Origin of the sequence: Jongsikchunia kroppenstedtii DSM 45133 (genome assembly GCF_000380485.1) — a bacterium.
Taxonomy (GTDB): Bacteria; Actinomycetota; Actinomycetes; order Mycobacteriales; family Mycobacteriaceae; genus Jongsikchunia; species Jongsikchunia kroppenstedtii.
The window spans coordinates 259,015-284,570 of sequence record NZ_AQYG01000048.1 but is presented as its reverse complement, the minus strand read 5'-3'; the positions used below and the strand labels follow the sequence as shown (position 1 = coordinate 284,570).

The 25,556-nt window shown below is 66.1% G+C and carries 24 protein-coding genes and 1 tRNA gene; 9 read left to right on the top strand and 16 right to left on the bottom strand.

The window, feature by feature from the left end; all coding sequences use genetic code 11:
* Positions 1-57: 57 nt before the first annotated feature.
* Positions 58-1,602 carry a long-chain-fatty-acid--CoA ligase gene (locus G341_RS0113960; RefSeq protein WP_018179771.1) on the top strand — a complete coding sequence of 515 codons (1,545 nt, stop codon included), beginning with the start codon at positions 58-60 and terminating at the stop codon, positions 1,600-1,602.
* Positions 1,603-1,625: 23 nt separating this feature from the next.
* Here G341_RS0113960 and G341_RS24180 read toward each other — a convergent pair whose 3' ends face one another.
* From G341_RS24180 to G341_RS0113945, 3 genes are read right to left on the bottom strand one after another with little or no spacing between them, the layout of a single operon-like run.
* On the bottom strand, positions 1,626-2,003 hold the full coding sequence (locus G341_RS24180; protein ID WP_245557002.1) for a hypothetical protein: 378 nt from the start codon (positions 2,001-2,003) through the stop codon (positions 1,626-1,628).
* Between the two features lie 22 nt (positions 2,004-2,025).
* Positions 2,026-3,201 carry a fatty acid desaturase family protein gene (locus tag G341_RS22095; protein ID WP_018179769.1) on the bottom strand — a complete coding sequence of 392 codons (1,176 nt, stop codon included), beginning with the start codon at positions 3,199-3,201 and terminating at the stop codon, positions 2,026-2,028.
* Between the two features lie 46 nt (positions 3,202-3,247).
* Positions 3,248-4,369, bottom strand: a complete 1,122-nt coding sequence (locus G341_RS0113945) for a ferredoxin reductase (RefSeq protein ID WP_018179768.1) — start codon at positions 4,367-4,369, stop codon at positions 3,248-3,250.
* A gap of 37 nt (positions 4,370-4,406) precedes the next feature.
* Between G341_RS0113945 and G341_RS0113940 the strand changes: the two genes are divergently transcribed.
* Together G341_RS0113940 and G341_RS0113935 are read left to right on the top strand one after the other, a co-directional pair.
* Complete coding sequence (locus G341_RS0113940; RefSeq protein ID WP_026303672.1) at positions 4,407-5,231, top strand: TetR family transcriptional regulator; 825 nt, start codon at positions 4,407-4,409, stop codon at positions 5,229-5,231.
* Between the two features lie 55 nt (positions 5,232-5,286).
* A complete protein-coding gene (locus G341_RS0113935; protein WP_018179766.1) occupies positions 5,287-6,054 on the top strand; it encodes a hypothetical protein in 768 nt (255 codons plus the stop codon).
* Positions 6,055-6,131: 77 nt separating this feature from the next.
* Here the strand turns inward: G341_RS0113935 and rpsA are convergent, their stop codons facing one another.
* From rpsA to G341_RS0113920, 3 genes are all read right to left on the bottom strand, one after another.
* The gene (rpsA, locus tag G341_RS0113930; protein ID WP_018179765.1) at positions 6,132-7,598 is read right to left on the bottom strand and encodes a 30S ribosomal protein S1; all 1,467 of its coding nucleotides are present in this window, start codon (positions 7,596-7,598) and stop codon (positions 6,132-6,134) included.
* Positions 7,599-7,748: 150 nt separating this feature from the next.
* Positions 7,749-9,089, bottom strand: coding sequence for a hydroxysqualene dehydroxylase (locus G341_RS0113925; RefSeq protein WP_043451495.1), 1,341 nt, complete (start codon positions 9,087-9,089; stop codon positions 7,749-7,751).
* Positions 9,082-9,675 (bottom strand): TetR/AcrR family transcriptional regulator, encoded by a 594-nt coding sequence (locus G341_RS0113920; protein WP_026303671.1) that lies wholly within the window; start codon positions 9,673-9,675, stop codon positions 9,082-9,084. Before G341_RS0113920 ends, G341_RS0113925 begins: the two co-directional genes overlap by 8 nt.
* A gap of 259 nt (positions 9,676-9,934) precedes the next feature.
* On the opposite strand from G341_RS0113920, the gene G341_RS0113915 reads away from it, so the two are divergent.
* Complete coding sequence (locus G341_RS0113915; protein ID WP_018179762.1) at positions 9,935-10,741, top strand: class I SAM-dependent methyltransferase; 807 nt, start codon at positions 9,935-9,937, stop codon at positions 10,739-10,741.
* A gap of 2 nt (positions 10,742-10,743) precedes the next feature.
* A complete protein-coding gene (locus G341_RS22090; protein ID WP_162140718.1) occupies positions 10,744-11,295 on the top strand; it encodes a 2'-5' RNA ligase family protein in 552 nt (183 codons plus the stop codon).
* Positions 11,296-11,310: 15 nt separating this feature from the next.
* On the opposite strand, the gene G341_RS0113905 is transcribed toward G341_RS22090, so the two are convergent.
* From G341_RS0113905 to G341_RS0113885, 5 genes are all read right to left on the bottom strand, one after another.
* The gene (locus tag G341_RS0113905; RefSeq protein ID WP_018179760.1) at positions 11,311-12,057 is read right to left on the bottom strand and encodes a succinate dehydrogenase/fumarate reductase iron-sulfur subunit; all 747 of its coding nucleotides are present in this window, start codon (positions 12,055-12,057) and stop codon (positions 11,311-11,313) included.
* Positions 12,054-14,021 (bottom strand): fumarate reductase/succinate dehydrogenase flavoprotein subunit, encoded by a 1,968-nt coding sequence (locus G341_RS0113900; RefSeq protein WP_018179759.1) that lies wholly within the window; start codon positions 14,019-14,021, stop codon positions 12,054-12,056. The genes G341_RS0113905 and G341_RS0113900 overlap by 4 nt, the downstream gene beginning before the upstream one ends.
* Before the next feature lie 71 nt (positions 14,022-14,092).
* Positions 14,093-14,923 carry a hypothetical protein gene (locus tag G341_RS0113895; RefSeq protein ID WP_026303669.1) on the bottom strand — a complete coding sequence of 277 codons (831 nt, stop codon included), beginning with the start codon at positions 14,921-14,923 and terminating at the stop codon, positions 14,093-14,095.
* A gap of 95 nt (positions 14,924-15,018) precedes the next feature.
* A complete protein-coding gene (gene polA, locus G341_RS0113890) occupies positions 15,019-17,682 on the bottom strand; it encodes a DNA polymerase I (protein ID WP_043451581.1) in 2,664 nt (887 codons plus the stop codon).
* A gap of 41 nt (positions 17,683-17,723) precedes the next feature.
* Positions 17,724-18,725, bottom strand: a complete 1,002-nt coding sequence (locus tag G341_RS0113885; RefSeq protein WP_018179756.1) for a stage II sporulation protein M — start codon at positions 18,723-18,725, stop codon at positions 17,724-17,726.
* Positions 18,726-18,754: 29 nt separating this feature from the next.
* Between G341_RS0113885 and G341_RS0113880 the strand changes: the two genes are divergently transcribed.
* Positions 18,755-19,522: an RDD family protein gene (locus tag G341_RS0113880; RefSeq protein ID WP_018179755.1), complete on the top strand. Its 768-nt coding sequence runs from the start codon at positions 18,755-18,757 to the stop codon at positions 19,520-19,522.
* 68 nt (positions 19,523-19,590) lie between these two features.
* On the opposite strand, the gene G341_RS0113875 is transcribed toward G341_RS0113880, so the two are convergent.
* The 4 genes from G341_RS0113875 to G341_RS22085 are packed head-to-tail and all read right to left on the bottom strand — an operon-like array spanning position 19,591 to position 23,850.
* The gene (locus G341_RS0113875) at positions 19,591-20,895 is read right to left on the bottom strand and encodes a DUF58 domain-containing protein (protein ID WP_018179754.1); all 1,305 of its coding nucleotides are present in this window, start codon (positions 20,893-20,895) and stop codon (positions 19,591-19,593) included.
* Between the two features lie 2 nt (positions 20,896-20,897).
* Positions 20,898-21,899 carry an AAA family ATPase gene (locus tag G341_RS0113870; protein ID WP_018179753.1) on the bottom strand — a complete coding sequence of 334 codons (1,002 nt, stop codon included), beginning with the start codon at positions 21,897-21,899 and terminating at the stop codon, positions 20,898-20,900.
* Positions 21,896-22,990, bottom strand: a complete 1,095-nt coding sequence (locus tag G341_RS0113865; protein ID WP_018179752.1) for a DUF4129 domain-containing protein — start codon at positions 22,988-22,990, stop codon at positions 21,896-21,898. The genes G341_RS0113870 and G341_RS0113865 overlap by 4 nt, the downstream gene beginning before the upstream one ends.
* Positions 22,987-23,850 carry a hypothetical protein gene (locus G341_RS22085; RefSeq protein WP_018179751.1) on the bottom strand — a complete coding sequence of 288 codons (864 nt, stop codon included), beginning with the start codon at positions 23,848-23,850 and terminating at the stop codon, positions 22,987-22,989. Before G341_RS22085 ends, G341_RS0113865 begins: the two co-directional genes overlap by 4 nt.
* A 62-nt stretch (positions 23,851-23,912) precedes the next feature.
* Between G341_RS22085 and G341_RS24290 the strand changes: the two genes are divergently transcribed.
* Complete coding sequence (locus G341_RS24290) at positions 23,913-24,035, top strand: hypothetical protein (protein WP_281171109.1); 123 nt, start codon at positions 23,913-23,915, stop codon at positions 24,033-24,035.
* Between the two features lie 10 nt (positions 24,036-24,045).
* On the opposite strand, the gene G341_RS0113850 is transcribed toward G341_RS24290, so the two are convergent.
* Entirely contained in the window at positions 24,046-24,633 is a 588-nt protein-coding gene (locus G341_RS0113850) for an ANTAR domain-containing response regulator (protein WP_018179749.1), read from the bottom strand.
* A gap of 59 nt (positions 24,634-24,692) precedes the next feature.
* Here G341_RS0113850 and G341_RS0113845 point away from each other — a divergent pair.
* A tRNA-Leu gene (locus G341_RS0113845) sits at positions 24,693-24,766 on the top strand.
* A 191-nt stretch (positions 24,767-24,957) separates the two neighbouring features.
* A complete protein-coding gene (locus G341_RS0113840) occupies positions 24,958-25,542 on the top strand; it encodes a DUF8020 domain-containing protein (RefSeq protein WP_018179748.1) in 585 nt (194 codons plus the stop codon).
* Positions 25,543-25,556 lie beyond the last annotated feature (14 nt).

Here is a 25,556-nt window from a genome sequence, read left to right as displayed (position 1 = left end):
GCTGACACCTGTCCGATTTCCCGGACGATCGCCCAGTCAGGGTGGTACTACAGCGACATGCACCTCACGCAATCACTCCACCGCAACGTGCAGCAGCAGCCGGATGCGCCGGCCACCGTCTTCGGCGACCGGGTCCGCACTTTCACCGAATCCGCCGACCGGGTGGCCAGACTCGGCGGGGCCCTGCGCGCGCTGGGCGCCAAGGCCGGCGATCGGGTGGGCATGCTGGCCGCCAACTCCGATCGCTATCACGAGTACTTCTATGCTGTCCCGTGGATCGGCGCGGCGGTCACGCCGGTGAACATCCGCTGGAGTCCCAAGGAGATCGTCTATTCGCTGGACGAGTCCGATACCCAGATCCTGTTCGTCGACGACATGTTCGCGCCGATGATTCCCGCGATCCGCGACGGCTTTCCGGGCATCCGCGAGATCATCTTCTGCGGCGATGGCGAACTGCCCGACGGCTGCCTCGATTACGAAAAGCTGGTGGCCGACGCCGACCCGGTCCCGGACACCGAGACCGGCGATGACGCGCTCGCGGGTGTCTTCTACACGGGCGGCACGACCGGATTCCCCAAGGGCGTAATGCTCAGCCACCGCAACCTGTTGACCTCGGCCTTGGGCAGCTCGGCCACCGGGCACTTCCTCACGCCCGGCGGCCGCCTGCTGCATGCCGCGCCGATGTTCCATCTGGCCGACATGGCGTCCTGGGTCGGCGGAAATCTGATGGGCACGACCCACGTGATCATTCCGTTCTTCACGCCGGAAGGTGTCGCACAGGCCATCGCGCTGCATCAGACGACCGATGCACTGTTGGTGCCCACCATGATTCAGATGCTGGTCGATGATCCAGCCACGGCGAACTACGACCTGTCCTGTCAGCAGCACATCACCTACGGCGCGTCGCCGATCTCGTCGGCGGTGCTCGACCGCGCGCAGCGAACCTTCCCGAACGCGTCCTTCATCCAGGCGTACGGCATGACCGAGGTCGCACCGGTCGCCACACTGCTGCTGCCTGACGATCACAAAGATCCGGTGCTGCGCACCTCGGCCGGTCGGGCCGCCCCGCATTCCGAGGTCAAGATCGTGGGCCCGGACGACGCCGAGCTTCCCCGCGGCGAGGTCGGCGAGGTGGTGGTCCGCGGCGACCACGTGATGCTCGGCTACTGGAATCAGCCCGAGGCCACCGCGGAGGCGGTCCGCGACGGCTGGATGCACACCGGCGACGGCGGCCGGATGGACGAACACGGCTACGTGTTCATCGTCGACCGCATCAAGGACATGATCGTGACCGGCGGCGAGAACGTGTATTCGGTCGAGGTCGAGAACGCCCTGGCATCGCATCCCGCGGTGGCCGCGGTCGCCGTGATCGGCGTCCCGGACGACCGGTGGGGCGAGCGGGTGCACGCGGTGATCGTGCTGATGCCGAACGCAACGGTCACCGACGAGGACCTGCACGACCATGCCAAGGAGCTGATCGCCAACTACAAGGTGCCGCGCAGCTACTCGTATACCGACGAGCTGCCCAAGTCGGGCGCCGGCAAAGTGCTCAAACGCGAACTGCGCAAACAGTTCTGGGACGGCGAAAGGCAGGTCCACTAGGACCTGCCTCTCGCTGCGCTCGACTACTCGGCGTCGTCCGACACATCGTCGATCTGGTCGGCAGCGGCCTGCGCGTCGGCCGCGTCGTCGGCCTTGGCCTTCTGCGTGGCCTCGTGCATCTCCAGCCCATCGGTGACGGTGTCGCCGATCTCGCGGGTGACGCCGGCGACGCTGCCGGTGATGATCTTGGTGATCTCCCCGACTGTCTCGGCCGTCGTGGCGATCACCTCATGCCCCTTACCGGCCCGCACGTGATCGCGCGCCTCGCCGACGGTCCCGGCGATCTGCTTGCTCACGTCGACGACCGTGCCGCTGATGATCTTCGCGACCGAGCCGACGCTTTCGGCAGCCGTGCTGACGACCTCTTGCGCGAGGTCCTTGTTGCGTTCGAACTTGCTCACCACGGGCCTCAATCTACGCCGGTCAGGACGCCTTCGCTGCGGCACGCTCGATGTGCACCACCAACTCCGGCTCCTGGTTGGTCCATCTGTTCGGCAGCGACAGCTTGGCGATCTTTTTCCAGGTGGAGCCGAACTGATGCCAGAAGCCGCCGGTGTTGTACGGCAGGCCGTGCTTCTCGCACAGCGCCCGCACCTCGGCCGACATCTCCGGGTAGCGGCTGGCCGGCAGGTCCGGGAACAGGTGATGCTCGATCTGGTGCGACAGGTTGCCGCTCATGATGTGGAAGTACTTGCTGCCCTCGATGTTCGCGGAGCCCAGCAGCTGCCGCAGGTACCACTCGCCACGGGTCTCGTTGGCCGTCTCCTCCTTCGAGAAGGTCTGGGTGCCCGACGGGAAGTGGCCGCAGAAGATGATCGAGAACGTCCAGACGTTGCGGACCAGATTCGCGGTGGCGTTGCCGGCGAGGGTGGTCAGGAACAGCGGGCCGGTGAGCGCCGGGAACACCACGTAGTCCTTGAGGACCTGGCGACCGGCCTTGCGCCACATGCCCTTCACGAGCGGCTTGATGTCTTTCCACTTGCGCTTGCCGCTGACGATGTTCTCGGCCTCCAGGTCGTGCAGCATGACGCCCCACTCGAAGAGCACCATCAGCGCCGACGCCCAAGCGAGGTTGCCCAGGTAGTACGGATTCCATTTCTGCTCCGGCGCCATGCGCAGGATCCCGTAGCCCACATCACGATCCATGTCGACGATGTTGGTGTAGGTGTGGTGCATGTAGTTGTGCGAATGCTTCCACTGATCGGCCGGGCAGACGGTGTCCCACTCGAATTCGCGGGAGTTGATGCCCTTCTCGCGCATCCAGTCGTACTGGCCATGCATGACGTTATGGCCGATCTCCATGTTGTCGAGGATCTTCGAAACCGACAGCGCGGCAACGGCGGCGATCCACGCCGGCGGCAGGAAGCCGAGGTACATCAGGCCGCGGCCCGCGACCTCGAGGCCACGCTGCGCCTTGATGACCGAGTAGAGGTAGTCGCGGTCGCGCTCCCCCAGGTCATCGGCGATGCGAGCACGCAGTGCGTCGAGCTCCTTGCCGAGCTCCTCGACCTGCGCTGCGGTCACGGTGATCTCGGTGCTCTTGGAGGTGGTCTCGGTGCCGCCGACCAGGAGGGCGGGCAGTGCGGTTGCAATAGTCATGGCTGACTCCTTATGTGGCAGAAGGTGTGGGCTGGTTGGGTCAGGTTCAGATCTCGATGTCGACGTCGCCGACCGGCGCGCTGACGCAGAGCTGGATGTGCTGGTCCGGATCGTCGTTGAGATCACCGGTGAGCACGTTGCGGGTGCACCCCGACTTCTTGACGGCGGTGCAGGAGAAGCAGATTCCCATCCGGCAGCCGAATTCCGGGGTCAGTCCGGCGGACTCCGCCTGCTCGAGGATGGACCGGCCGTCGTTCTCGGCATCCTTGTTCGAGCCGGAGAAGGTCACCGTGCCCTCGGCGTCGCCGTCCGCGACCGACGGCATGGCGATGACGAATTCCTCGCTGTGCAGGCGATCGGTAAGACCGCGTTCGGTGAACAGCGCAGTCACCGAGTCCATCAGCGGCTGCGGGCCGCACATGAAGGTCTGTCCGTATTCGGCCCACGGCGCGACGGTGTCGAGATGGTCGGCAGCGAAGAAGCCGGGACGCAGGTTGATCGGGCCGTCGACCGACTCCGACTCCGGGTAGATGCAGTGCACGGACACCGACGGGATTTCGGCGAGCGCCTTCAGTTCGTCCGTGTATGGGTTGTCGGCCTCGCTGGGCACGTAGTACAGCAGCGCAATACTGCCGGGATAGCCGTTGCCGACCAGGCTGCGCGCCATTGAGAGCACGGGTGTAATGCCGCTGCCACCGGCGATCAGCAGGGTCTGCGCGGGTCGCGGCTCGGGCAGCTGGAACGTGCCGGAGGCCGGCGTCAGCGTGTAGACGTCGCCGACCTGCGCGTGCTCGTAGAGATAGTTGGACACCAGGCCGCCGGGGCGGCGGCCGATGGTCAGCTCGATGATGCCGCGGTCGGCATCGGAATTGGCCGGCGAGAAGCAGCGGACCTGACGAACGCCCTCGATCACGACCCCCAGCTGCACGAACTGTCCGGCTCGGAAGCCGTCGAACTGCCGCGTGGTGCGCAGGGTCAGCGTGACGCTGCGCTCGGTCCGGCGTTCGACGCGCTCGACCCTGGCGCGGGCCTCGTCCCAGGTGATCATCGGGTCGACCAGCTCCAGATAGCGGTCGATGGCGTGCGGGGTCATGGTGAGTTCGAGGACCTTGCTCAAAGCCGAGCCCGGTCCGGCCACCTTGCGGGCCGCGGTCTGCATGAAGCTCATGGAAGTCTCCGTTCGGTTAAACGTTTCTGGTGAACGTTTGTACACTGAAATTATGTACGCAGACACCCTGACCGAGTCAAGTGAGCGGCACCGTGTCGGTCATCACAGGCGCAAAACGCCTAGAGTGAACGACGTGAGCCGCCGCCGAGACGACCGTGAAGACGCCCCGCGCTCTTCGCGTTCCCGCGAGAGTGCGTCGTCGCGGACCCGCAGCAGTTCGAGTTCGTCGCGGGGAAGCTCGTCGCGCAGCGATACGCTGTCCCGCGCCGAACAGAAGGCCCGGACGCGCACCGCCCTCGTCGAGGCGGCCCTCGATCTCAGTCGGACACAAGGCTTTTCAGGGCTGAGCCTGCGCGACGTCGCCCGTGCGGCGGGCATCGTGCCGACCGCGTTCTACCGGCATTTCGACTCGCTGGACGACCTCGGCATCGCGCTCGTGGAGGACGGCATGCGGATCGCTCGCGGCATCTCCCGAGAGATCCGTCGCCAGGCACCGAAGAACCTCGCCGACGCGATGCAGATCCTGGCCGATCAGGTCGACGCCAACCCCGATGAACTCCGGTTCGTCGTCACCGAGCGCTACATCGCGCCGACGGAGGTCAGGCGTGCACTCAATACCGAGATGCGGCTCCTGGTTCACGAGATGGCGATCGACCTGGCGCGCCGCGAGGACATGCGGCGCTGGGATTCCGACGAGCTCACCTCGGCGGCGAATCTGATCCTGGCGATCGCGTCGAACGCCGTCGCCGAGCTGGTCCAGCCGGACGCCGACGAGAAGGAGACCATTCGCGCCGCCACCGACGCGATGCGCATGGCATTCGTCGGGCTGACGAACTGGCGCTCCGCCGACGCCGACTCATAGCCGCTGCCAGCGGATTTCCGCGGCCAACGGCATTCTTCACGCCTAGAATCGCGCAATGACATGGCTGCATGACTGGTGGCACGACGAGATCGTGCACGGCTACAAGGGCCCGTTGATGCTCAGCTTCGTCGCCTTTGTCATCACGTTCGTGATCGTCCGGGTCATCACTCGGATGATCCGGGCCGGGAAGGGCCCGTTCGGCAATATCAGCAGCGGCGGCGTGCACCTGCATCATTCGATTCCGGGCTTGCTGATCCTGATCGCCGGCGCGTTCGTCGGGATCGGCTCGCCTCCGATGTCGGTGTGGACCTATCTTGCGGCGGTGGCGATCGGGTTGGGCACGGCCCTGGTCCTCGATGAATTCGCGATGCTGTTCCGGCTGCAGGACGTGTACTGGACCCAGGAGGGGCAGCTTTCGGTGAACATCGCGACACTGGCCGCCGCGATCATCGGGCTGGCGGCGGTCGGGCTCTCGCCGGCGCAGATGACGCAGCTGTCCGGGGTGGCCATCGCCTGGCGCGGGATCGCGGTCGCGCTGCTGCTCGTGCACCTGGTGCTCGTGGTCGTCACCGGACTGAAGGGCAAGTACTCGACCGCGATCGTCGGCCTATTCGTGTCCCCCATCGCCTGGTTCGGCGCGATCCGACTGGCCCGGCCGACCTCGCCGTGGGCGCGCTGGTTCTACTCCGAGCATCGCAAGGCGCGGGCCAAGCACCGCGCCGACACGTTCGACAAGCGATGGGATTCGGTCCGCGTCCGATGGGACGACGTCATCGCCGGCACGCCGAGCATGCCGAACCCGCCGACGCCCGGGGCGAAATGACCGCGGCGCAACAGGTCTGCAGATAGCAATCGACCCCGTCCGGCCGGACGGGGTCGATTGCCTAGAACTTCAGAACGTCAGTTGCCCGACAGCTTCTCGCGCAGAGCGGCGAGCTGCTCGTCGCTGGCCAGCGAGCCGCCGGCCGGAGCGCTCGACGACGAGCCGGAGCCCGACGAGTACTCGCTCGGAGCGGCATCGCTGCCACCGCCGGCAGCAGCCTCGGCTGCGGCGTCAGCGGCGAACTTGTCCATCTGCACCTTGTGCATCTTGTGACGACGCTCAGCCTCGGCGTAGCGGCCTTCCCACTCTTCACGCTGCTTCTCGAAGCCCTCGAGCCAATCGTTGGTCTCGGCATCGAATCCCTCGGGGAAGATGTAGTTGCCCTGCTCGTCGTAGCTGTCGGCCATGCCGTACTTCGACGGGTCGAACTCCTCGGTGAAGTCCTCGTTCGCCTGCTTCAGCGACAGCGAGATGCGGCGACGCTCCAGGTCGATGTCGATGACCTTGACCATCGCGTCGTCGCCGACGGAGACGACCTGATCCGGCACCTCGACGTGGCGCTCGGCCAGCTCCGAGATGTGCACCAGGCCCTCGATGCCCTCCTCGACGCGGACGAACGCGCCGAACGGCACCAGCTTGGTGACCTTGCCCGGCACGATCTGGCCGATGGCGTGGGTGCGGGCGAAGTGGCGCCACGGATCTTCCTGGGTCGCCTTGAGCGACAGCGACACGCGCTCGCGGTCCAGGTCGACGTCGAGGACCTCGACGGTGACCTCGTCACCCACGGTGACGACCTCGTTCGGGTGATCGATGTGCTTCCATGACAGCTCGGAGACGTGCACCAGGCCGTCGACGCCGCCGAGATCGACGAACGCGCCGAAGTTGACGATCGAGGACACAACGCCCTTGCGGACCTGGCCCTTCTGCAGCTGGTGCAGGAACTCGCTGCGGACCTCCGACTGGGTCTGCTCCAGCCAGGCACGACGCGACAGGACCACGTTGTTGCGGTTCTTGTCGAGCTCGATGATCTTGGCCTCGATCTCCTTGCCGATGTACGGCTGCAGATCGCGGACACGACGCATCTCCACCAGCGACGCCGGGAGGAAGCCACGCAGGCCGATGTCCAGGATCAGGCCGCCCTTGACGACCTCGATGACGGTGCCCTTGACGGCCTCGTCCTTCTCCTTGAGCTCCTCGATGGTGCCCCAGGCGCGCTCATACTGAGCCCGCTTCTTCGACAGGATCAGGCGGCCTTCCTTGTCCTCCTTGGTGAGGACCAGGGCCTCGACCTCGTCACCGACGTTGACGACCTCGTTGGGGTCGACGTCGTGCTTGATCGAGAGCTCGCGGGACGGGATGACGCCTTCGGTCTTGTAACCGATGTCGAGCAGAACCTCGTCGCGATCGACCTTGACGATCGTGCCTTCCACGATGTCGCCATCGTTGAAGTACTTGATGGTCTTGTCGATGGCGGCGAGGAAGTCCTCCGCCGAGCCGATGTCGTTGACGGCTACTTGCGGGGAGGTAATGGTCGGGGTCGACATATGTTGAGTTGCTCCGGACAGGTAAGTAGTAGGTGTAAATTTCACTTGCTGCATCCGATTGTGAATGCACCGAGCCGCGCACATGGGCACGCGCGCGTAAGACACTACTCTGCGGCCCGTGTGCTGGGCAAATGCAGCCGGACGCGCGCGTCAGCCGAGCAGTACGCCCACCGCTCGCTCGGCACTTTGCGCGGCCCCGCCGATCGTCGACGGAAAATCGGTCTGCGTCCAGTCACCGGCCAGCGCCAGTCCCCGCACCGATGTCCGCTGCGCTGGACGAATGCCCGCCGATCCCGGCCGCTGGCTGTAGGTCGCCTTCTTCATCCGCACCACCTGGCCGTGCACCAGCTCGGCATCACGGGCGGCCGGGTAGTACTTGCGCAGGAAATCCATCGTCACCTCGAGAATCTCCTGGTTGGTGTGCAGCGAGTCGAGGTCGTACGCGGCGCTCACCATCGTCGAGTACGAGTAGAGGCCGCGTTCGCTGCCGTCATAGCCGACCATTCGCTGCCGATCGAAGACCTGCTCGATGACACCCTCGCCGCCGACCAGCGCGTCGATCGCCACCGGCATGTCGAGCGGCTTGTCCAGCCACAGATAGGTACTGACGAGCGGCGCCGGTACGAGTTCCCGCGCGACGTCGTACAACCGATCGCGCTCGGGCACGTCGTCCAGCAGTCCCCCGACATTCCACGGCGGCACCGCGCAGACGACGGCGTCGGCATCGATGAATTCGCCGCCGGTCAGCGTCACGCCGGCGACCGCGCCGTCGCGAATGACGATCTTGCGGACCGTCGCCTTGCTGCGGATCTCGCAACCATGGTTGGCGAGCACCTTCTCAGCACCGGTGACGAACAGCGACGTGAAATCGGTCGACGAATAGAGCAGCGAGCCGTTCTTCTGGGCATCGCGGCCACGAGTCACCATGATCGCCAACAGATCTCGGAACGCCCGCGCCGACGCCAGCTCCGGCTTCTCGTTGAGTGCGCCGATGATCAGGAAGTCGACCCAGGTGTCGCGGGTGATGCGCGGCAGGCCGACCCGGTCGAGCCACTGCTCGGTCGAGATGTCGTCGAGCGACTCCTTGCGCCAGATGGCATCTCGCGTCATGCGCAGGTAGGCGCGCCACATCTTGAGCCGCTCGACCATGCCGATCCCCGGGAACCACACGAAAAGCTTTCCGGGCGTGCGCTTGTCGACCACGCCGTCGGGCATCACACGGCGCGCGTACTTGTCCGGCTGGGTCAGCAGATCGCGGCTGCCGGTCATCTCGAGGTAGTCGAACAGTTCGGTGAAGGCGCCGGAGATCACGTGCACCCCGTTGTCGGCAACGTCGTCGACCTGCGGCACATCGATCGAATGCGTCCGGCCGCCGAACTGCCCGCGACGTTCCAGAAGCGTCACGCGCACACCGGCTTCGGCCAGCCGCACCGCCGCTCCCAATCCGGCGACCCCCGCGCCGATCACCACACAATGCTGCGGCTTAGCCATTCCCGATTCCTCCCATGATGTACGTGCCGAAGTAGTTGCGGACCGCGTCCGGATTCTTGAGGTCGACGCGCATCGGTGGCAGCAGTTCGATGCTTATGAGTGCTCGAATGATCCACTCGGCGGTTTCGTCGATATCGAGCGTCTCGCGAACCTCCTTGCGACGCTGCGCATCCTCGATCAGCGGTCGCCAGAACTCGATGGCGCGATGCATGAGGTCATCGCCGCGCTCGTCGAGGATCATGTCGAGCAGATCGGTGGTGTGCAGCGCCAAAGGATCGGCCCAGCTGCGGTGCTCACTCACCGCGGCCGCCGCCTGACCCACCTGTCCGGCCAACGTGTCCTCGGTCTGCACCGCGACGGCGAACAGCGAGATGAACTGCTCAGCGAGGTAGTCGAACGCGGCCTCGATGGCCGTCTGCTTGTCGCCGAACCAGTTGTAGAGCGTGCTGCGACTGACCGCGGCCTGCTCGGCGGCCGCGGACAGGCTGAATCTCTGCATACCCAGCCGGACCAGCGTCATCGCCACCGCAGCCCGGATCGGCTCCGGCGCCGCCCGACGCCTGCCACTCTCTCGCGCCAACTCCATATTGGACAACATATGCCGATTCTGTCCAATCCGTCCAGAGATTCGCCAGATTCCGCCAAGCGGACACTGAGGTACGCCGACCGGACCGTGACGTGCACCGAGTGGACCGTGAGGTATGCCGAGTGGAGATTCACGTTCTTCGAGTGGACCATCGGCCAGTCCGCGTGCGTGAGTGTCCGGTCGGCGTGCGTGAGTGTCCGGTCGGCGGAAGTCGCGGTCCGGTCGAGGTCGATCTACCTCGTGCGGCAGAGTTACACAAATGAACAGGCCCAACATGCGTGCGCGCGCCGATTCGGCGGTCAGCGAGCAGGCGAATCGCAGGTGGTGGGACTCCGACGCCGACGATTACCACCGGTCGCACGGCGAATTCCTCGGCGTCGATACACCGAGCGGCGAGTTCATCTGGTGCCCCGAAGGTCTGCATGAGGGCGATGTCCATCTGCTCGGCGACATCGTCGGCAAACGCATCCTGGAGATCGGCTGCGGCAGCGCTCCCTGCTCGCGATGGCTCGCCGCGAACGGCGCCTATCCGGTCGGGCTGGACCTGAGTCACGGCATGCTGCAGCGCGGACGCACTGCCATGGCCGACGGCCAGCGGGCACCGCTGATTCAGGCGACGGCCGAGCATCTCCCCTTCGCCGACGAATCCTTCGATCTGGCGTGCAGCGCCTTCGGCGCGGTGCCGTTCGTCGCCGACTCCGCCGCGGTGATGGCCGAGGTCGCCCGCGTCCTGAAACCCGGCGGCCGGTGGGCGTTCTCGGTGAACCATCCGATGCGCTGGGCGTTTCCGGACGATCCGGGCCCGACCGGCCTGACCGTCGCCATCCCCTACTTCGACCGGTCGCCATATATCGAGGCCGACGACGACGGCACCGTCACCTACGTCGAGCATCACCGGACGATGGGCGATCGGATCCGCGAAATCCGCGCGGCCGGTTTGATTCTCGACGAGCTGATCGAGCCGGAGTGGCCCGAGGGTTTCGAACGCGAATGGGGACAGTGGTCTCCGCTGCGCGGCCAGTACTTCCCGGGCACCGCCATCTTCGTCTGCACGAAACCGGAGTGATCATGACGCATTCCGCCGAATTGCTACTCGACGACGCCGCCGATGTCTGGGTTCGCCGGCAGTGGCAGGCCCTCCTCGACGCCGGTCTGCCGAGCCAGGGCCGGATCAGCGCCGAGACCAACCGGCCGCACATCACCCTGGTCGCCGCCGAGCATCTGCACCCCGCGATCGACAGCGGCCTCGCCGCGTTGAGCGGGCGCTTGCCGTTTCCGGTCGAGCTCGACGGACTGGTCACCTTCGGCGGTCGTCGAAAGACACTGGCACTCAGGGTGGTCCGCGACGAACTGCTGGACGAAACGCAGGACGAGGTGCTGGCCATCGCGAGGCCGTGGATCACCGACCTCGCCGATCACATCGAGCCAGAGGTCTGGACACCGCACATCACGCTGGCGCGGCGACTCACCGCCGACGAACTCGATCACGCTAGGGCAATCATCGACGAACCGCCGGCGGCGACCGCGATCCGGCTACGGCGCTGGGACGGCGACGCCAAGCAGGAGAAGCTGTTCGGCACCGACACCGGCCCGCAGATCAAGACGATCCGCGGCCTCTGACGCTATCGCGGAGAGCTATCGCCGAAAGAGCTTGTTGCCCAACCACACCACCGGGTCGTACTTCCGGTCGACAACGCGCTCCTTCATCGGGATGAGCGCATTGTCGGTGATCTTGATGTGCTCCGGGCACACCTCGGTGCAGCATTTGGTGATGTTGCAGTAGCCGAGGCCCAGTTCGTCCTGCGCAAGATCCTTGCGGTCGACGGCATCCAGCGGATGCATGTCGAGCTCAGCCACCCGCATCAGGAACCTCGGACCCGCAAACGCCTGCTTGTTGTCCTCGTGGTCGCGTACGACGTGGCAGGTGTTCTGGCACAGGAAGCACTCGATGCACTTGCGGAACTCCTGGGAGCGCGCCACGTCGCTCTGCATCATGCGGTAGTCGCCGGGCTTCAGACCCGCCGGCGGGGTGAATGACGGTATCTCCCTGGCCTTCTCATAGTTGAATGAGACATCGGTGACCAGATCCTTGATGACCGGAAACGTTCGCATCGGAGTGACGGTGATGACGTCCTCGGGCGTGAAGGTCGACATCCGGGTCATGCACATCAGCCGGGGCCGGCCGTTGATCTCGGCCGAGCACGACCCGCATTTGCCCGCCTTGCAGTTCCATCGCACCGCCAGATCCGGCGCCTGGGTGGCCTGCAGCCGGTGGATGATGTCGAGCACCACCTCGCCCTCGTTGACCTGCACGGTGTAGTCCTGCAGATCTCCATCGTCGGCGTCACCTCGCCATACCCGGAACTGTGCGTCGTAACTCATTGACCCGCTTGCCTTTCAGGATGATCGGCGATCTCGGCCTCGGTGTAGTACTTCTTCAACTCGCTCAGCTCGAACAGTTCGAGCAGGTCAGGGCGCATCGGTACCTGATCCTCGATGCGGACGTCGACGTCGGGCACCACCGGATCGTCGTTGCCGGGCGTCACATGACACACCAGCAGCTTGTTGCGCCATTCCGGATCCATCTGCGGATGATCGTCGCGCGTATGGCCGCCGCGACTCTCCGTGCGCAGCAGCGCCGCCTCGGCCACGCATTCGCTGACGACCAGCATGTTGCGCAGGTCGAGCGCCAGATGCCAACCGGGGTTGAACTGGCGATGCCCTTCCACCAGAACGTTTTTGAAGCGGTTCCGGAGTTCGCCCAGCCGCACCAGCGCCTGCTCGACCTCCTCCGGCTTGCGGATGATGCCGACGAGGTCGTTCATCGTCTGCTGCAGATCGGTGTGCAGCGTGTAAGGGTTCTCCGCCTTTGCCGGATCGGCGGGCGGATCGAACGGCGCCAGAGCGATTTTCGCGGCCGCGTCGATATCGGCATCGTCCACCACCGGCCGACCCGCGAGCGACTGCACGTACTCGGCCGCACCCACCCCGGCCCGGCAACCGAACACCAAGAGGTCCGACAACGAGTTGCCGCCCAGGCGGTTCGAGCCATGCATACCCCCGGAGCACTCGCCCGCGGCATAGAGGCCGGGCACCGCGGTGGCTGCCGTGTCGGCGTCCACCTCGATGCCGCCCATCACGTAGTGGCAGGTCGGGCCGACCTCCATCGGCTCCTTGGTGATATCGACATCGGCGAGTTCGAGGAACTGATGGTGCATCGACGGCAACCGTCGGAGAATCTCGGCGGCCGGCATCCGCGAGGCGATGTCGAGGTAGACACCGCCATGCTCGGTGCCGCGGCCCGCCTTCACCTCCTCATTGATGGCACGGGCGACCTCGTCGCGTGGCAGCAGATCAGGCGTCCGCCGGGCTGAGTCGTTGTCCTTGAGCCACTGGTCCGCTTCCTCTTCGGACTCGGCGTACTGCCCCTGGAACACCGGCGGAATGTAGTCGAACATGAACCGCTTGCCCTCGGTGTTCTTCAACACCCCACCGTCGCCACGGACGCCCTCGGTGACGAGGATGCCCTTCACACTCGGCGGCCACACCATGCCTGTCGGATGGAACTGGATGAACTCCATGTTGATCAGGTTGGCGCCGCTGCGCAGCGCCAGCGCGTGACCGTCGCCGGTGTACTCCCACGAATTGGATGTCACCTTGTAGGACTTGCCGATTCCGCCCGTGGCCAGCACGACGGCCGGGGCTCGGAACAGCACCAATTTGCCCGATTCGCGCCAATAGCCGAGCGCCCCGGAGATCGCCCCGGTCGCACGGTCTTTCAGCAGCTCGGTGATGGTGCATTCGGCGAAGACCTTGATCCGCGCCTCGTAGTCGCCGGTCTCGGCGTGGTCCTCCTGCTGCAGCGAGACGATCTTCTGCTGCATCGTGCGAATGATCTCGAGACCGGTGCGGTCACCGACATGCGCCAATCGCGGATAGGTGTGACCGCCGAAGTTGCGCTGGCTGATCCGGCCGTCCGCGGTCCGATCGAACAGTGCCCCATAGCTTTCCAGAGCCCATACCTGCTCCGGGGCCTCGCGGGCGTGCAGCTCCGCCATCCGCCAGTTGTTCAGGAACTTTCCGCCGCGCATGGTGTCTTTGAAATGCGTCTGCCAGTTGTCCTTCTCGTTGGCATTGCCCATCGACGCCGCACAGCCGCCCTCGGCCATCACCGTATGCGCCTTGCCGAACAACGACTTACAGACCACCGCCACCGATAGACCCCGCTGCCGGGCCTCGATCACCGCACGCAGGCCCGCTCCCCCGGCACCGATGACGACGACGTCATAGTCGTGCTGTTCGATGGCCCGCGACGATCGAGAACCGGCGGCTGTCGTTTCGGTCATGTAGTCAAACTCCTTGGTGCCATGGGTATCCGGATGCTTCCAATGGTGGCGAAATGCCTGCTCAACAGGACTCAGCCGACCAGGCGGGGGTCGCTGATCGTGCCGCTGGCCACCAGCATGATGTAGAAGTCGGTGATGATCAGCGTCCCGAGCGTGATCCAGGCCAGTTGCATATGCCGGGTATTCAGGCGCGTCACCTGCGTCCACAACCAGTAGCGCACTGGATGTTTCGAGAAATGCTTGAGCCGGCCACCCACGGCGTGCCGACACGAATGGCACGACACGGTGTATGCCCACAGCAGCAGCACGTTGATGACGAGAATGAAATTGCCCAGGCCGAGACCGAATCCGCCGCCCTTGCCGTGGAAGGCGACCACCGCGTCATAGGTGTTGAGTACCGACACCACGACGGCGACATAGAAGAAGTACCGGTGCAGGTTCTGCAGGATCAGCGGCAGTCTGGTCTCACCGCTGTAGCTGGCGTGCGGCTCTGCGACCGCGCAGGCCGGCGGCGACGCCCAGAACGACCGGTAGTAGGCCTTGCGGTAGTAGTAGCACGTCAGCCGGAAGCCCAGCAGAAACGGCAGTACCAGCAGACCGAGCGGCAACCACATTGGGAAATGGCCGAACCACACGCCGAGATGCGACGCATCCGGCTCGCATGACTGGCTGACACATGGCGAATAGAACGGCGACAGATAGTGATAGTCATCCACCCAGTACGACGACCGGATGAATGCCCGTACCGTCGCATAAACGACAAAGATCATCAGGCCGATGACCGTCAGAACCTGCGGTACCCACCATCGGTCAGTGCGTAACGTGCGCACCGATATTCGCGCACGTCCAGCAGAGAACACGCCAGTGGCCGAGGTGCGGTCACGAGTTTCGGTGGTCGACATGGGCTGCATCTCCCGAGTTGTGTGACGCTGCACACGTTACTTCGTGAGAGGCAGCGGCGGCGCGTTCTTGCAGAACCGCCTCCGGCGAGCCGCGGCTAGTGCGCGGCGTCGTCCCAGCTGCGGCCGAACCCGACGGATACCTCCAGCGGCACCGATAGCTCGATGGCCCCGCTCATCTGCGCCTTGACCAACGATTCGATGGCATCGCGCTCGCCGTCGGCGACCTCGACCACCAACTCGTCATGGACCTGCAGCAGCATCCTCGACTGCAGACCGGCATCGGCGATCGCCTTCTGCACGTTGATCATCGCCACCTTGATGATGTCGGCGGCGGTGCCCTGGATCGGCGCGTTGAGCGCCATCCGCTCCGCCGACTGCCGACGCTGGAAGTTGTCCGAATTCAGGTCGGGCAGGTACCGGCGGCGGCCGAACAGCGTCTGCGTGTACTCCTTCTTGCGCGCCTCCTCGACCACGTTCGCCAGATAGTCGCGCACCCCGCCGAACCGGGCGAAGTACGCCTCCATCTGCTCCTTCGCCTCGTCGCGGCTGATCTTCAGCTGCGCGGCGAGCCCAAAGGCGCTGAGACCGTACGCAAGTCCATACGACATCGCCTTGACGCGGCGGCGCATGTCGGCGGTCACCTCATCGATCGGCACCCCGAAGGCATGGGCGCCGACATAGTTGTGCAGATCCTCGCCCGTGTTGAACGCCTCTATGAGGCCCGCGTCGCCGGACAGATGCGCCATGATCCGCATCTCGATCTGCGAGTAGTCGGCAGTCATGACCTCCGAAAAGCCGGTGCCCACCACGAATCCGGCGCGGATCTCGCGGCCGGCCTCGGTGCGCACCGGGATGTTCTGCAGATTCGGTTCCGTCGATGACAGCCGACCGGTGGCCGCGATCGTCTGGTTGAACGTCGTGTGGATCCGCGAATCGTCGGCGACCGACTTCAGCAGCCCGTCGACGGTGACCTTGAGCCGGGTCGAATCCCGGTGCGCCAGCAGATGTTCCAGGAACGGGTGCGACGTTTTCTCATACAACGACTGCAACGCGTCAGCATCGGTGGTGTAGCCGGTCTTGGTCTTCTTCGTCTTCGGCATGTCGAGCTTGTCGAACAGCACGGCCTGCAGCTGCTTAGGCGAACCGAGGTTCACCTGCTCGCCGATCACCTCGTACGCCGCGTCCGCCGATCGCCGCACGGCGTCGCCGAAGTTCTTCGACAACTCCTCGAAATGCGCCGTGTCGACCGCGATTCCGGCGGCCTCCAGGTCGGACAGCACGAACGCCAGCGGCAGTTCGATCTCGGTCAGCAGCGACGTCGACTCGATCTGCGCCAGCTCGGTGTCGAGCACAGCGGCCAGGTCGGCGATCGCGGATGCCGACAGCATCGACTCCTCGGCCACGCGCTGTGCATCGGCGCCGTCGTCGAGCAGCGACAGCTGTCCGTCGTCCGACGGCCCCTCGACCTTCAGCTCCCGCTTCAGATAACGCAACGCCAGGTCGTCGAGGTTGAACGATCGCTGACCCGGCCGCACCAGATACGCGGCCAACGCCGTATCCGAGGTGACGCCGGCCAACGTCCAGCCGCGACCGCGCAGCCGGTGAATCGCCCACTTGACATCATGAATCGCCTTGGGCCGCTGCGGGTCCGCGAGCCAGGCGCCCAACGCGGCGTCATCCGACGCGTCCATCGACACCGCATCGATGTACGCGGACACGCCATCGGCCGCGGTGATCGCGATGCCGACGACGTCGGCTCCGTACACCTGCTGCGGACCGTCGACGACGACGCCGCTACGGGCCTCGCTCGACGCGTGCTCCGCGAGCCACGCCGCGACGGCTCCGGGTTCGAGCACCGCACCGTCGAGATCGAAGCCGCCCTCGGCCTCCGGCTCCACCGAACTCAGCGTCGAGAACAGCCGATCGCGCAGCACCCGGAATTCCAGGTCATCGAACAGCTTGTGGATCTGCTCCCGATCCCACGGCCGCAGCTCCAGATCGGTCGGCTGCGCGTCCACGGCGACATCCCGCACCAGCTCCGTGAGCTGACGATTCAGCAGCACGCCCGACAGGTTGTCACGCAGCGAATCGCCGACCTTGCCCTTGACCTTGTCGACGTTGTCGACCAGCCCGTTGAGATTGCCGTACTCGCGAATCCATTTGGCCGCAGTCTTCTCCCCGACGCCGGGGATGCCGGGCAGGTTGTCGGACGGGTCACCGCGCAAGGCCGCATAGTCGGGGTACTGCTGCGGCGTGAGACCGTACTTCTTCTCCACCTCTTCGGGGGTGAATCGCGTCAGTTCCGAGACGCCGCGCTTCGGATACAGCACCGTGATGTGGTCGTTGACCAGCTGCAGCGAGTCGCGATCGCCGGTCACGACGAGCACATTGAACCCCTCGGCGTCGGCGCGGGTAGCCAGGGTGGCGATGATGTCGTCGGCCTCGAAGCGATCGAGGCTGAACACCGGAATCCCCATGGCGCCCAACACGTCCTTGGTCAGGTCGACCTGGCCCCGAAACTCGTCGGGCGTCTTCGAGCGGTTCGCCTTGTACTCGGGGAACGCCTCGGCGCGGAACGTCTGTCGCGACACGTCGAACGCCGCCGCGATATGCGTCGGCTGCTCATCACGCAGCAGGTTGATGAGCATCGAGGTGAAGCCGTATACCGCGTTGGTCGTCTGCCCCGTGGCTGTCTGGAAATTCTCGGCCGGCAACGCGAAGAACGCGCGATATGCGAGTGAATGCCCATCGAGCAGCATCAACGTGGCAGGTTTGGTCGCAGTGTCGGTCTTCGCTGGGCTCACCCGACTATCCTAGGAGTCGGTTCGGACAGAGGCGCAGGGGCGGACAATTCCGCATCCAGTTCGTGGGCTGCTGATCGGCCCAGAAGCAGCGCGTAGCTCATGAACAGCGCCCAGGCGACGAATCCGATGCCGATCCGCACGGCGACCGGGAAACCGCTGGGCGTCACGAATCCCTCGATCAGACCGGACACGAACAGGGCGATGGCCAGCCCGACCGCCACCATGCCGGTAGCCCGACCCTGCCGCGCCAGCGCGTCCGCCCGCGTCTCACGACCCGGGTCGATCAGCGTCCAGCCGAGCTTCAGACCCACCCCGCCGGCGACGAAAATGCATGTCATCTCGAGCATTCCGTGCGGGAGGATGAACCCGAAGAACGAGTCGAGCCGATCGGCATGCGCCATCGCCCCGCCCGCGATGCCCAGGTTCTCGCTGTTCTGCCACAGCGAGTAGGCCGCCGGGACGATCAGGATCCCCGTGAACAGCGCGATGGCGGCCACGAGCGCGTTGTTGGTCCACACCTGGGCGGCGAACGAACTGTGGGTGTGGTCGGAGTAATACGACTCGAACAGCCCGCCGCGTTCGGTGTACGCCTGCGCGTTGTGCACGCCGAAATACCTGCGAGCGCCGGGCGAGTTGTCGACGGTGATGCCGATGCCGAGCGCGATCAGCAGACACACCGCCATCACCGACAGCCACCACACCCGGGTGCGATACAGCTCGGCCGGCAGCTGATGGGTGAAGAACCGGCCGATGTCCGACCAGATGCTCCCCTGCGCCCGCAGCACTCGCCCGCGGGCTCGCGTCAGGATCGACGACAGCCCGGCGATCATGTCGGGGTCTGCCTCGTGCGTCCGGATCCGGGCCAGCTGCTGGGAGCTGCGCCGATACAGCGTGATCAGTTCATCGACCTCGCTACCCGACAGTCGGCGTCGTTTGGACAGCTGATCGAGCCGCGTCCAGCCGGCGCGATGTGTCAGGGTGTAGGCGTCCACATCCATCAGGCGTTCATCTCCCTAAGGATCGGGAATTGGCTGAGATCACCACCGGCGAGGCCGTATCGCTCGACCTGTCCATCGCGCGCATCCCGTCGCGGGCCGCGGCGATGCTGATCGATCTGGTCCTGCAGGTGATCCTGGGGGCGCTGCTCCTCGGCATCGCGGCCACGATCTGGGCCTCGGGTGACAACGACGAGGCATGGATGGCGGCGATCGGCATCGCGGTCGCGGTGATCACCCTGGTCGGTTACCCCGCGTTCTGGGAGGCCACCATCGGTCGCACGCCCGGCAAGACTGCACTCGGCCTGCGCGTCGTTCGCGCCGACGGCGGACCTATCGACTTTCGCCACGCCATCACGCGCGCCTTGACCGGGCTGATCGTGGACTTCTGGATCCTGGGCGCGTTCGGTGCCGTCGCGATCCTGACGTCGTTCTGCTCGCGCGACGGTCGCCGCGTCGGCGATGTGCTGGCGGGCACGCTGGTGATCCGCGAGCGCAACCTGCCGGTCTCGCTGCGTCCGGTCGCGGCGCCGTTCTTCGCCGGATGGACGGCCCGCATCGCGGTCGACGACATTCCCGACGACCTCGCTTTGGCCGTGCGCCAGTATCTGATTCGAATCCCGAACCTGACGCCCGAGGCCCAGAACTGGCTCGGCGCCGAACTTCTCGAAGCCGTGTGCCGGCGTCTGCGCACCACGCCCCCGCCGGGGCACCCACCGGCACCGATCCTCGCGGCCATGATGGCCGAACGTCATGGCCGCGACCTCACCGCGGCCTCGGCGAATCTCGTTCGCGTCTGACGGCGTTACCACAGCCGGCCGGTCCAGATCTGCCCGCATGACATCTGCCCGCGTCACATCTGCCCGCGTCACATCTGCGCCGTCTGTTTGAGGTCCAGATATTCATCCGCCAGCGCCGATGCCAACAGTTCCGGTCGGGCGCTGACCACCTTCGCGCCCTTGCGCCGCAACGTCGTCTGCACCAGTGCCCGCTCGGCGAGCACCGACTCGGCGGCCGCCGCGGTGTAGATATCCGCGAGACTGCCGCGTTCGGCAGCCGCGTCGGCGATCGCCGGATCCGCGACCGATACGAACATGACCCGCTGCCGATTCAGCAACGGCGGCAACGCCGGAAGCAGGTTTTCTTCGGCCATCGCGCCGTCGAGGGCGGTGAACCACACGACGAGCCCGCGACGCGGGGTCCGGGTGATGGCGGCACGCACCATTGCCGCGCAGTCGGCGTCGACCTGCCGGGGCACCACCGACGACAGTCCGTGCATCAGCCGCGACTGCAGGCGTGACCCGCTGGTGCCCCGCACCTCCGCCCTGACCTCGCGGTCGAAGGCCAACAGCGACACGGTGTCCCCAGCCTCGGCCGCGATACCGCCGAGCAGCAGTGCCGCCTCGATGGACGCATCCAGCCGCGTGCCGTCCCCCACGAGCGCCGCCGAGGTTCGGCCGGTGTCGAGGAGCAGCAGCACGCTGCGATTACGTTCGGGGCGCCAGGTTTTCACGATGACGTCGTTCGATCGGGCGGTGGCGCGCCAATCGATGGCCCGCACATCGTCGCCGACGACGTACTCGCGATACGAGTCGAATTCGCTGCCCGCGCCGCGAATGTCGGTGAGGCTGCGGCCTTCCAGGTGCTGCAGCAGTTTCACCTTCGAGCGCAACTGCTTCTCGCTGCGGAAGGGCGGCAACGCGCGGACGGTGGCCGGCACGTCACGGGTGAACTGCCAGCCGACCAGGCCGAGCGGCCCGAAGCTGCGGATGGTGATCGGCCCCGCGTCGCGGTCACCGCGATGCGCCGGCGTCACGATGGTCCGCATCCGGACAACGGTGTGGGGCGCCAGGGTGAATCGGTGATGGTGGACGGACTGCCGCACCGAGTCGGGCCAGTCCTCCCAGAGCTCACCGGTGATGGTGGCGCCGCCGGCATTGGTGACCGACAGCGTGACTGTCGCCGAATTCCCCTGGCGCACCACCGTCATCGCGTCGCGGGCGAACTGCAGACCGTCGATCGGCGCGATACGCAGGGTGTCGATCGCGACGACCGCCACCAGCAGGACGAGGCCGAGGGCGATCGCCGCCCATGCCGGCAGGACGAATGCAATGCCGAAGCAGACCGCCGCGATCGCGGCGGCCACACCGGCCAGTCGTCCCGAGACAACCACGGCTACACCGGGACCGGCAGCGAGCCGAGCACCGTGGCCATCACGGCCTGGGTGGTGATGCCGTCGAGTTCTGCCTCGGGACGCAGCTGCAGACGATGCGCGAGCGCATTGGTGGCAACATATTTCACATCGTCCGGGGTGACGAATGTCCGGCCGCTCAGCCACGCGAGGGCGCGCGAGGCCGCGAGCAGCGCGGTGGCGCCACGGGTCGATGCACCATGTTGCACTGGTGGCGCCGAGCGCGTCGCTCGGCAGACGTCGACCATGTAGGCCAGCACCTCGGGCTTGACCGACACCCTGGCAACGGCCGCCCACGCATCCTGCAGTTGCTGCTGTCCGGCAATGGGTTTGAGCCCCGAGGCGCTCAGGTCACGCGGATTGAAGCCGGCCGCATGACGCTGCAGGATCTGGTATTCGTGGTCCCGTTCGGGCAGATCAACGGTGACTTTGAACAGGAAGCGGTCGAGCTGGGCCTCGGGCAACGGATAGGTGCCCTCCTGCTCGATGGGGTTCTGGGTGGCGATCACCATGAATGGATCCGGCAGCAGTTTGGGCTGTCCGTCGACCGACACCTGTCGCTCCTCCATCGATTCGAGCAGTGCCGACTGGGTTTTCGGCGAGGTGCGATTGATCTCGTCCGCGAGAAGCAGGTTGGTGAAGACGGGTCCGGGCCGGAAGGTGAACTCGGCGCTGTGCGGATCGTAGATCTGCGAGCCGGTGACATCGGCCGGCATCAGATCGGGCGTGAACTGGACGCGGGCGTGCTGCAGGTCCAGGACCGTCGCGAGAGAACGCACCAGCAGCGTCTTCGCCACGCCGGGGACGCCCTCGAGCAGCACGTGGCCCCGGCACAGCAGCGCGAGAAGCAGGAAGGTGACCGCGGTGTCGTTGCCCACCACAGCCTTTCCGACCTCGGCGCGCAGCGCGCCGAAGGCCTGCGGGTTCCCCGGCGGCGGTGCCGCACTGCCCTGGTTGACGGACACCGTCGGTTCGTTGGGGTTCATCGGTTCCCTCCTGTGGAAGCTTCCAGATAGTCGAGTTCGGCGACGACGCGGTCGAGTCCGGCGACGTCGGCGACGGGTGCGTACAGGGTCTGACCGACCTGCGCGGCCGGGATGCCGGTGCGCGCCGCGATCGCAGCGACGAGCTGTTCATGACTGGCGTCCGAGCGCACTCCGAGTCCGGGGCGGATGCGGCGCAGCGTTGCGGCCCTGAGCTTCTGGGCCACATGCCCCGGATCATTGGCGCGGCGATACAGCCCGGCCTGGCCCTCGAGCAGTTCGTCGGCACGCACCTCGACCGGCATCGGCTCGGCGACGAGAGTGCCGCGTCGGCGGGCACGCCACCAGACGACCAGGGCTGCGGTCACGACCAGCAGCGCGAAAGCGGTTGCGGCCGGCGCCGACATATCGCTGAAGATCGAGCGCTGACCTCCGTCGCCGCGGGGCTGCTCCCGGGGCGGCTCGCTGCGTCGGGGCGACGACGTCGGCGGCTGCGTCGTCGTGGGCGGGCTGGTCGTCGGGCGCTCGCTGGTCGTCGGCGGGTTCGGATGGTGCGGAGCGTTGGGTGCCGAGCACGACGAGAGCTGGCTCAGCAGGATCGCGGCGAGTGCGACGAGGAGCACCGTGGCGACACCGAGCCAGATCCGCTTGTCACGCAGCCAGTCCGGTGTCTCGCGGCGCGGTGCGGGTGCTTCTTCGTCGACCTCCACGGTCTCCGGCGCGGGGGGCGGGGCGCCGCGCGAGTATCGATCGAGCTGATCGAGCTGCAGGTAGTCGGCGTCGCTCGCGGCGCGGCCACCGTAGACGACCTCATCGAAGGCACGTGCGGCCGGCTCCATTCCGGAATGCGCCTCGGGCGGCAGAACCGCGGTGGTGTCGTCGACAGTCTCGTCGGCCGTTCGGGAGCGACGAGTGGCGAGCCTGCCTCCCTGCTCGAGGGCGCGGATCATCGCGCGAAAGCGTTCACGCAGAGCGCGATCGAGGTCACCATGATTCGCGGCCTGGTCGGCAAGGTCTCGATGTGCCTGGGCAGGGCCGAGATTCGCCGGCGGCGGAATCTTGTCGTCAGGTGTCATCTTGTCGTCAGGTTTCATCGCGGCACCCGGATATCGAATCCCTCACGGCGGCAGCGGGTATCGAAGTAGGCGAGCACACGGGTATTCGCCTCGACGATCTCGCCGATGGCGACGATCAGGATGACCGCGCCGACCGTCAGCGCGATCGATCCCCAGCGCTCGGTGCCGGTGAACATGCTGAACTTGTCACGAAACGCGAAGAGCGGAAAAGCGACCGGGATGAGCAGCAGCCGATGATCGATCCAGATCCAGGTCAGCCGGCCGACGTTCTTCGCGGTCAACAGCTTCGAGCGCCACACCGCGGTCTTGTAGTCGATGTTCTCGGCGAAGATGGCGGGGGTGGCGACGTATCGTCGGGCGCGAATTCGGCCGAGCCAGATCTGGATCGGCAGGGTCAGGATCAGCGCGGGCCACGGAATGGCTCCCACGATCAGCGCGAAGAACGGCAGGCCGACGAGCGTGAACATCACCTGGTGCCGCAGGAAGGCGTCCGCGTGCGCCCGAACCTCGGCCAGCGCGTCGCGCCACCGCAGTCGGCGTCCGCCCATCGCGGCCAGCCCGGTGGTCGTCGCTACCCCACGCAGGAGAGTGCGCAGCAGCCAGAGATAGATGGCGGCCGTGACGATGACCGTGCCGCGGACGAGAGTGTCTCCCCCGCCGCCGGCCAGGCTGACGACCGACGAGATGGCGAGGATCAGCGCCTCACCGACCACCAGCCCGATGGCGCCGACGCCGGCGAGTGTCTTGATGTTCGCCTGCAGCAGGCCGAACGGCATGTCGATGAGTTCGCCGAATGTGTACGGCCGAGTCGGAGCCGGAGGATCGATGGTCGCCGACGGTTCGGCGTTCCCTCCGGATAATCGGACATTCGGCTGCACGGCGCCTAGCTTATGGGCCCGCGGTCGTTCATCGCGCACCAAGCGACGTTCGCGTCGCGCAAATGCTCCGGCCGAATGACGGAGCTCTACCGTTGTGGGCCGTCGGGCTGAGCGTCGTCAACTCGGCGGGCGTGCTGCCCGCGGCCTACCTGCTCGTGGGACGTCAGCCGAAGGTCTCGGGCTGACCCGACCGGCTCAGCCGAGCGTCTCGATGACGACGTCGGCGACGGCCTTCATGGTGGTGCGCCGGTCCATGGCGGCGCGCTGGATCCACTTGAACGCCTCGGGCTCGCTGAGCCCCTGCGACTTCTGCAGGATGCCCTTGGCCCGTTCGATGACCTTGCGGGTCTCGAGGCGTTCGGTGAGATCGGCGACGTCGCGTTCGAGGACGGTCAGCTCCTGGTAGCGGCTGACCGCCAGCTCGATCGCTGGGACCAGGTCGGCCTTGGTGAACGGCTTGACCAGATAGGCCATCGCGCCCGCATCCCGGGCCTTCTCGACGAACTCGCGCTGACTGAACGCGGTCAGCATCACCACCGGAGCGAGCCGCTTGCTGGCGATCTCGGCGGCGGCGTCGATGCCGTCGCGGACGGGCATCTTGACGTCCATGATCACCAGGTTCGGCCGGCGCTCCTCGGTGAGTTCGACGGCGACCTGGCCGTTGGGTGCCTCCCCGACCACCTGATAGCCCTCTTCGGTCAGCATCTCGACGAGGTCCATCCGGATCAGGGAATCGTCCTCGGCGACAAGCACGGTCGGCCCGGTAGCGGTCGGTTCGGTCATGGCAGGTCACGATACCGGTTGGCTCGCCGACTTTGAGGTCTACTACAGTTGGCCAGCGCGCCCCCGTAGCCCAATTGGCAGAGGCAACGGATTCAAAACCCGTCCAGTGTGAGTTCGAGTCTCACCGGGGGCACAACAGCTACTCGACCCACCGATGATCGCCTCCTGGTGCTCCGCGCCGCCGTGCCATTCGAACAACAGACACCTGGCCGCCAGTATTCGAAAGTCGCGTTCCGCGGAACGGTGAGTGTCGCTAAAGTCTCAGCCAGCGACAAACTTCGCAATCCACGCGCAGCGGGAGGGCCCACCATGAAACTACTGAGAATGTCCGTACTGGCCGTCGCATCGACGACCATCGCGGCCTTGGTCATCGTGTTCGGCGCGTCTTACGCCGCGGCGTCGACCGGGCCGGCCACGCAATACACTGCCACCTCGCCCAACGGTTCCATCGTCTCGACGTTGAAGAACGCCGCTTTCGTAAGTCGCGGCAACGTCCTGACGGTCGTGGACTCGACCGGCCGCACCATCGATCATGTCTCCCAATCGGTTTCACTCAACGGGGTCTCGGTGCCGCTCCGGGTCAACGTCGACGCGAGCCGCACTCGTGCCACCTTCACGCCGACCATCACGCCGCAGAGCCGCGCCGCCATCGCGCTGGGCCTGCACCCGGCAGCCGCGAAGGACGACGCCTACAACAAGATGATCTGGCACATCAACAACGGCTGGAACCGTGGCGGCGGTGTCGCGGCCGCTGTGGGCGCACTGGTCGGCCTGATCGTGGGCTGCGCAGTGATCGTCGGCTGCATCTGGGGCGCCGGGGTCGGTGCCGGGATCGGCGCGGCCATCGGGATCAACCAGGGCGACCCGCTTGCCGGACAAGCGGTCCTCAATTGGATCAACACGCCGTAGCGCCGGAGCGCTGC

What these genes read in the sequence shown, in the direction of transcription:
- G341_RS0113870 (WP_018179753.1), bottom strand. Translation starts at nt 21,899, where the DNA reads ATGAACCCCAACGAACCGACGGTGTCCGTCAACCAGGGCAGTGCGGCA.
- G341_RS0113850 (WP_018179749.1), bottom strand. Translation starts at nt 24,633, where the DNA reads ATGACCGAACCGACCGCTACCGGGCCGACCGTGCTTGTCGCCGAGGAC.
- G341_RS22090 (WP_162140718.1), top strand. Translation starts at nt 10,744, where the DNA reads ATGACGCATTCCGCCGAATTGCTACTCGACGACGCCGCCGATGTCTGG.
- rpsA (WP_018179765.1), bottom strand. Translation starts at nt 7,598, where the DNA reads ATGTCGACCCCGACCATTACCTCCCCGCAAGTAGCCGTCAACGACATC.
- G341_RS0113865 (WP_018179752.1), bottom strand. Translation starts at nt 22,990, where the DNA reads ATGAAACCTGACGACAAGATGACACCTGACGACAAGATTCCGCCGCCG.
- G341_RS0113920 (WP_026303671.1), bottom strand. Translation starts at nt 9,675, where the DNA reads ATGGAGTTGGCGCGAGAGAGTGGCAGGCGTCGGGCGGCGCCGGAGCCG.
- G341_RS24290 (WP_281171109.1), top strand. Translation starts at nt 23,913, where the DNA reads ATGCTCCGGCCGAATGACGGAGCTCTACCGTTGTGGGCCGTCGGGCTG.
- G341_RS0113945 (WP_018179768.1), bottom strand. Translation starts at nt 4,369, where the DNA reads ATGAGCTTCATGCAGACCGCGGCCCGCAAGGTGGCCGGACCGGGCTCG.
- G341_RS0113925 (WP_043451495.1), bottom strand. Translation starts at nt 9,089, where the DNA reads ATGGCTAAGCCGCAGCATTGTGTGGTGATCGGCGCGGGGGTCGCCGGA.
- G341_RS0113935 (WP_018179766.1), top strand. Translation starts at nt 5,287, where the DNA reads ATGACATGGCTGCATGACTGGTGGCACGACGAGATCGTGCACGGCTAC.
- G341_RS0113895 (WP_026303669.1), bottom strand. Translation starts at nt 14,923, where the DNA reads ATGTCGACCACCGAAACTCGTGACCGCACCTCGGCCACTGGCGTGTTC.
- polA (WP_043451581.1), bottom strand. Translation starts at nt 17,682, where the DNA reads ATGCTGCTCGATGGGCATTCACTCGCATATCGCGCGTTCTTCGCGTTG.
- G341_RS0113915 (WP_018179762.1), top strand. Translation starts at nt 9,935, where the DNA reads ATGAACAGGCCCAACATGCGTGCGCGCGCCGATTCGGCGGTCAGCGAG.
- G341_RS0113900 (WP_018179759.1), bottom strand. Translation starts at nt 14,021, where the DNA reads ATGACCGAAACGACAGCCGCCGGTTCTCGATCGTCGCGGGCCATCGAA.
- G341_RS0113885 (WP_018179756.1), bottom strand. Translation starts at nt 18,725, where the DNA reads ATGGATGTGGACGCCTACACCCTGACACATCGCGCCGGCTGGACGCGG.
- G341_RS0113840 (WP_018179748.1), top strand. Translation starts at nt 24,958, where the DNA reads ATGTCCGTACTGGCCGTCGCATCGACGACCATCGCGGCCTTGGTCATC.
- G341_RS22095 (WP_018179769.1), bottom strand. Translation starts at nt 3,201, where the DNA reads ATGACTATTGCAACCGCACTGCCCGCCCTCCTGGTCGGCGGCACCGAG.
- G341_RS0113960 (WP_018179771.1), top strand. Translation starts at nt 58, where the DNA reads ATGCACCTCACGCAATCACTCCACCGCAACGTGCAGCAGCAGCCGGAT.
- G341_RS0113905 (WP_018179760.1), bottom strand. Translation starts at nt 12,057, where the DNA reads ATGAGTTACGACGCACAGTTCCGGGTATGGCGAGGTGACGCCGACGAT.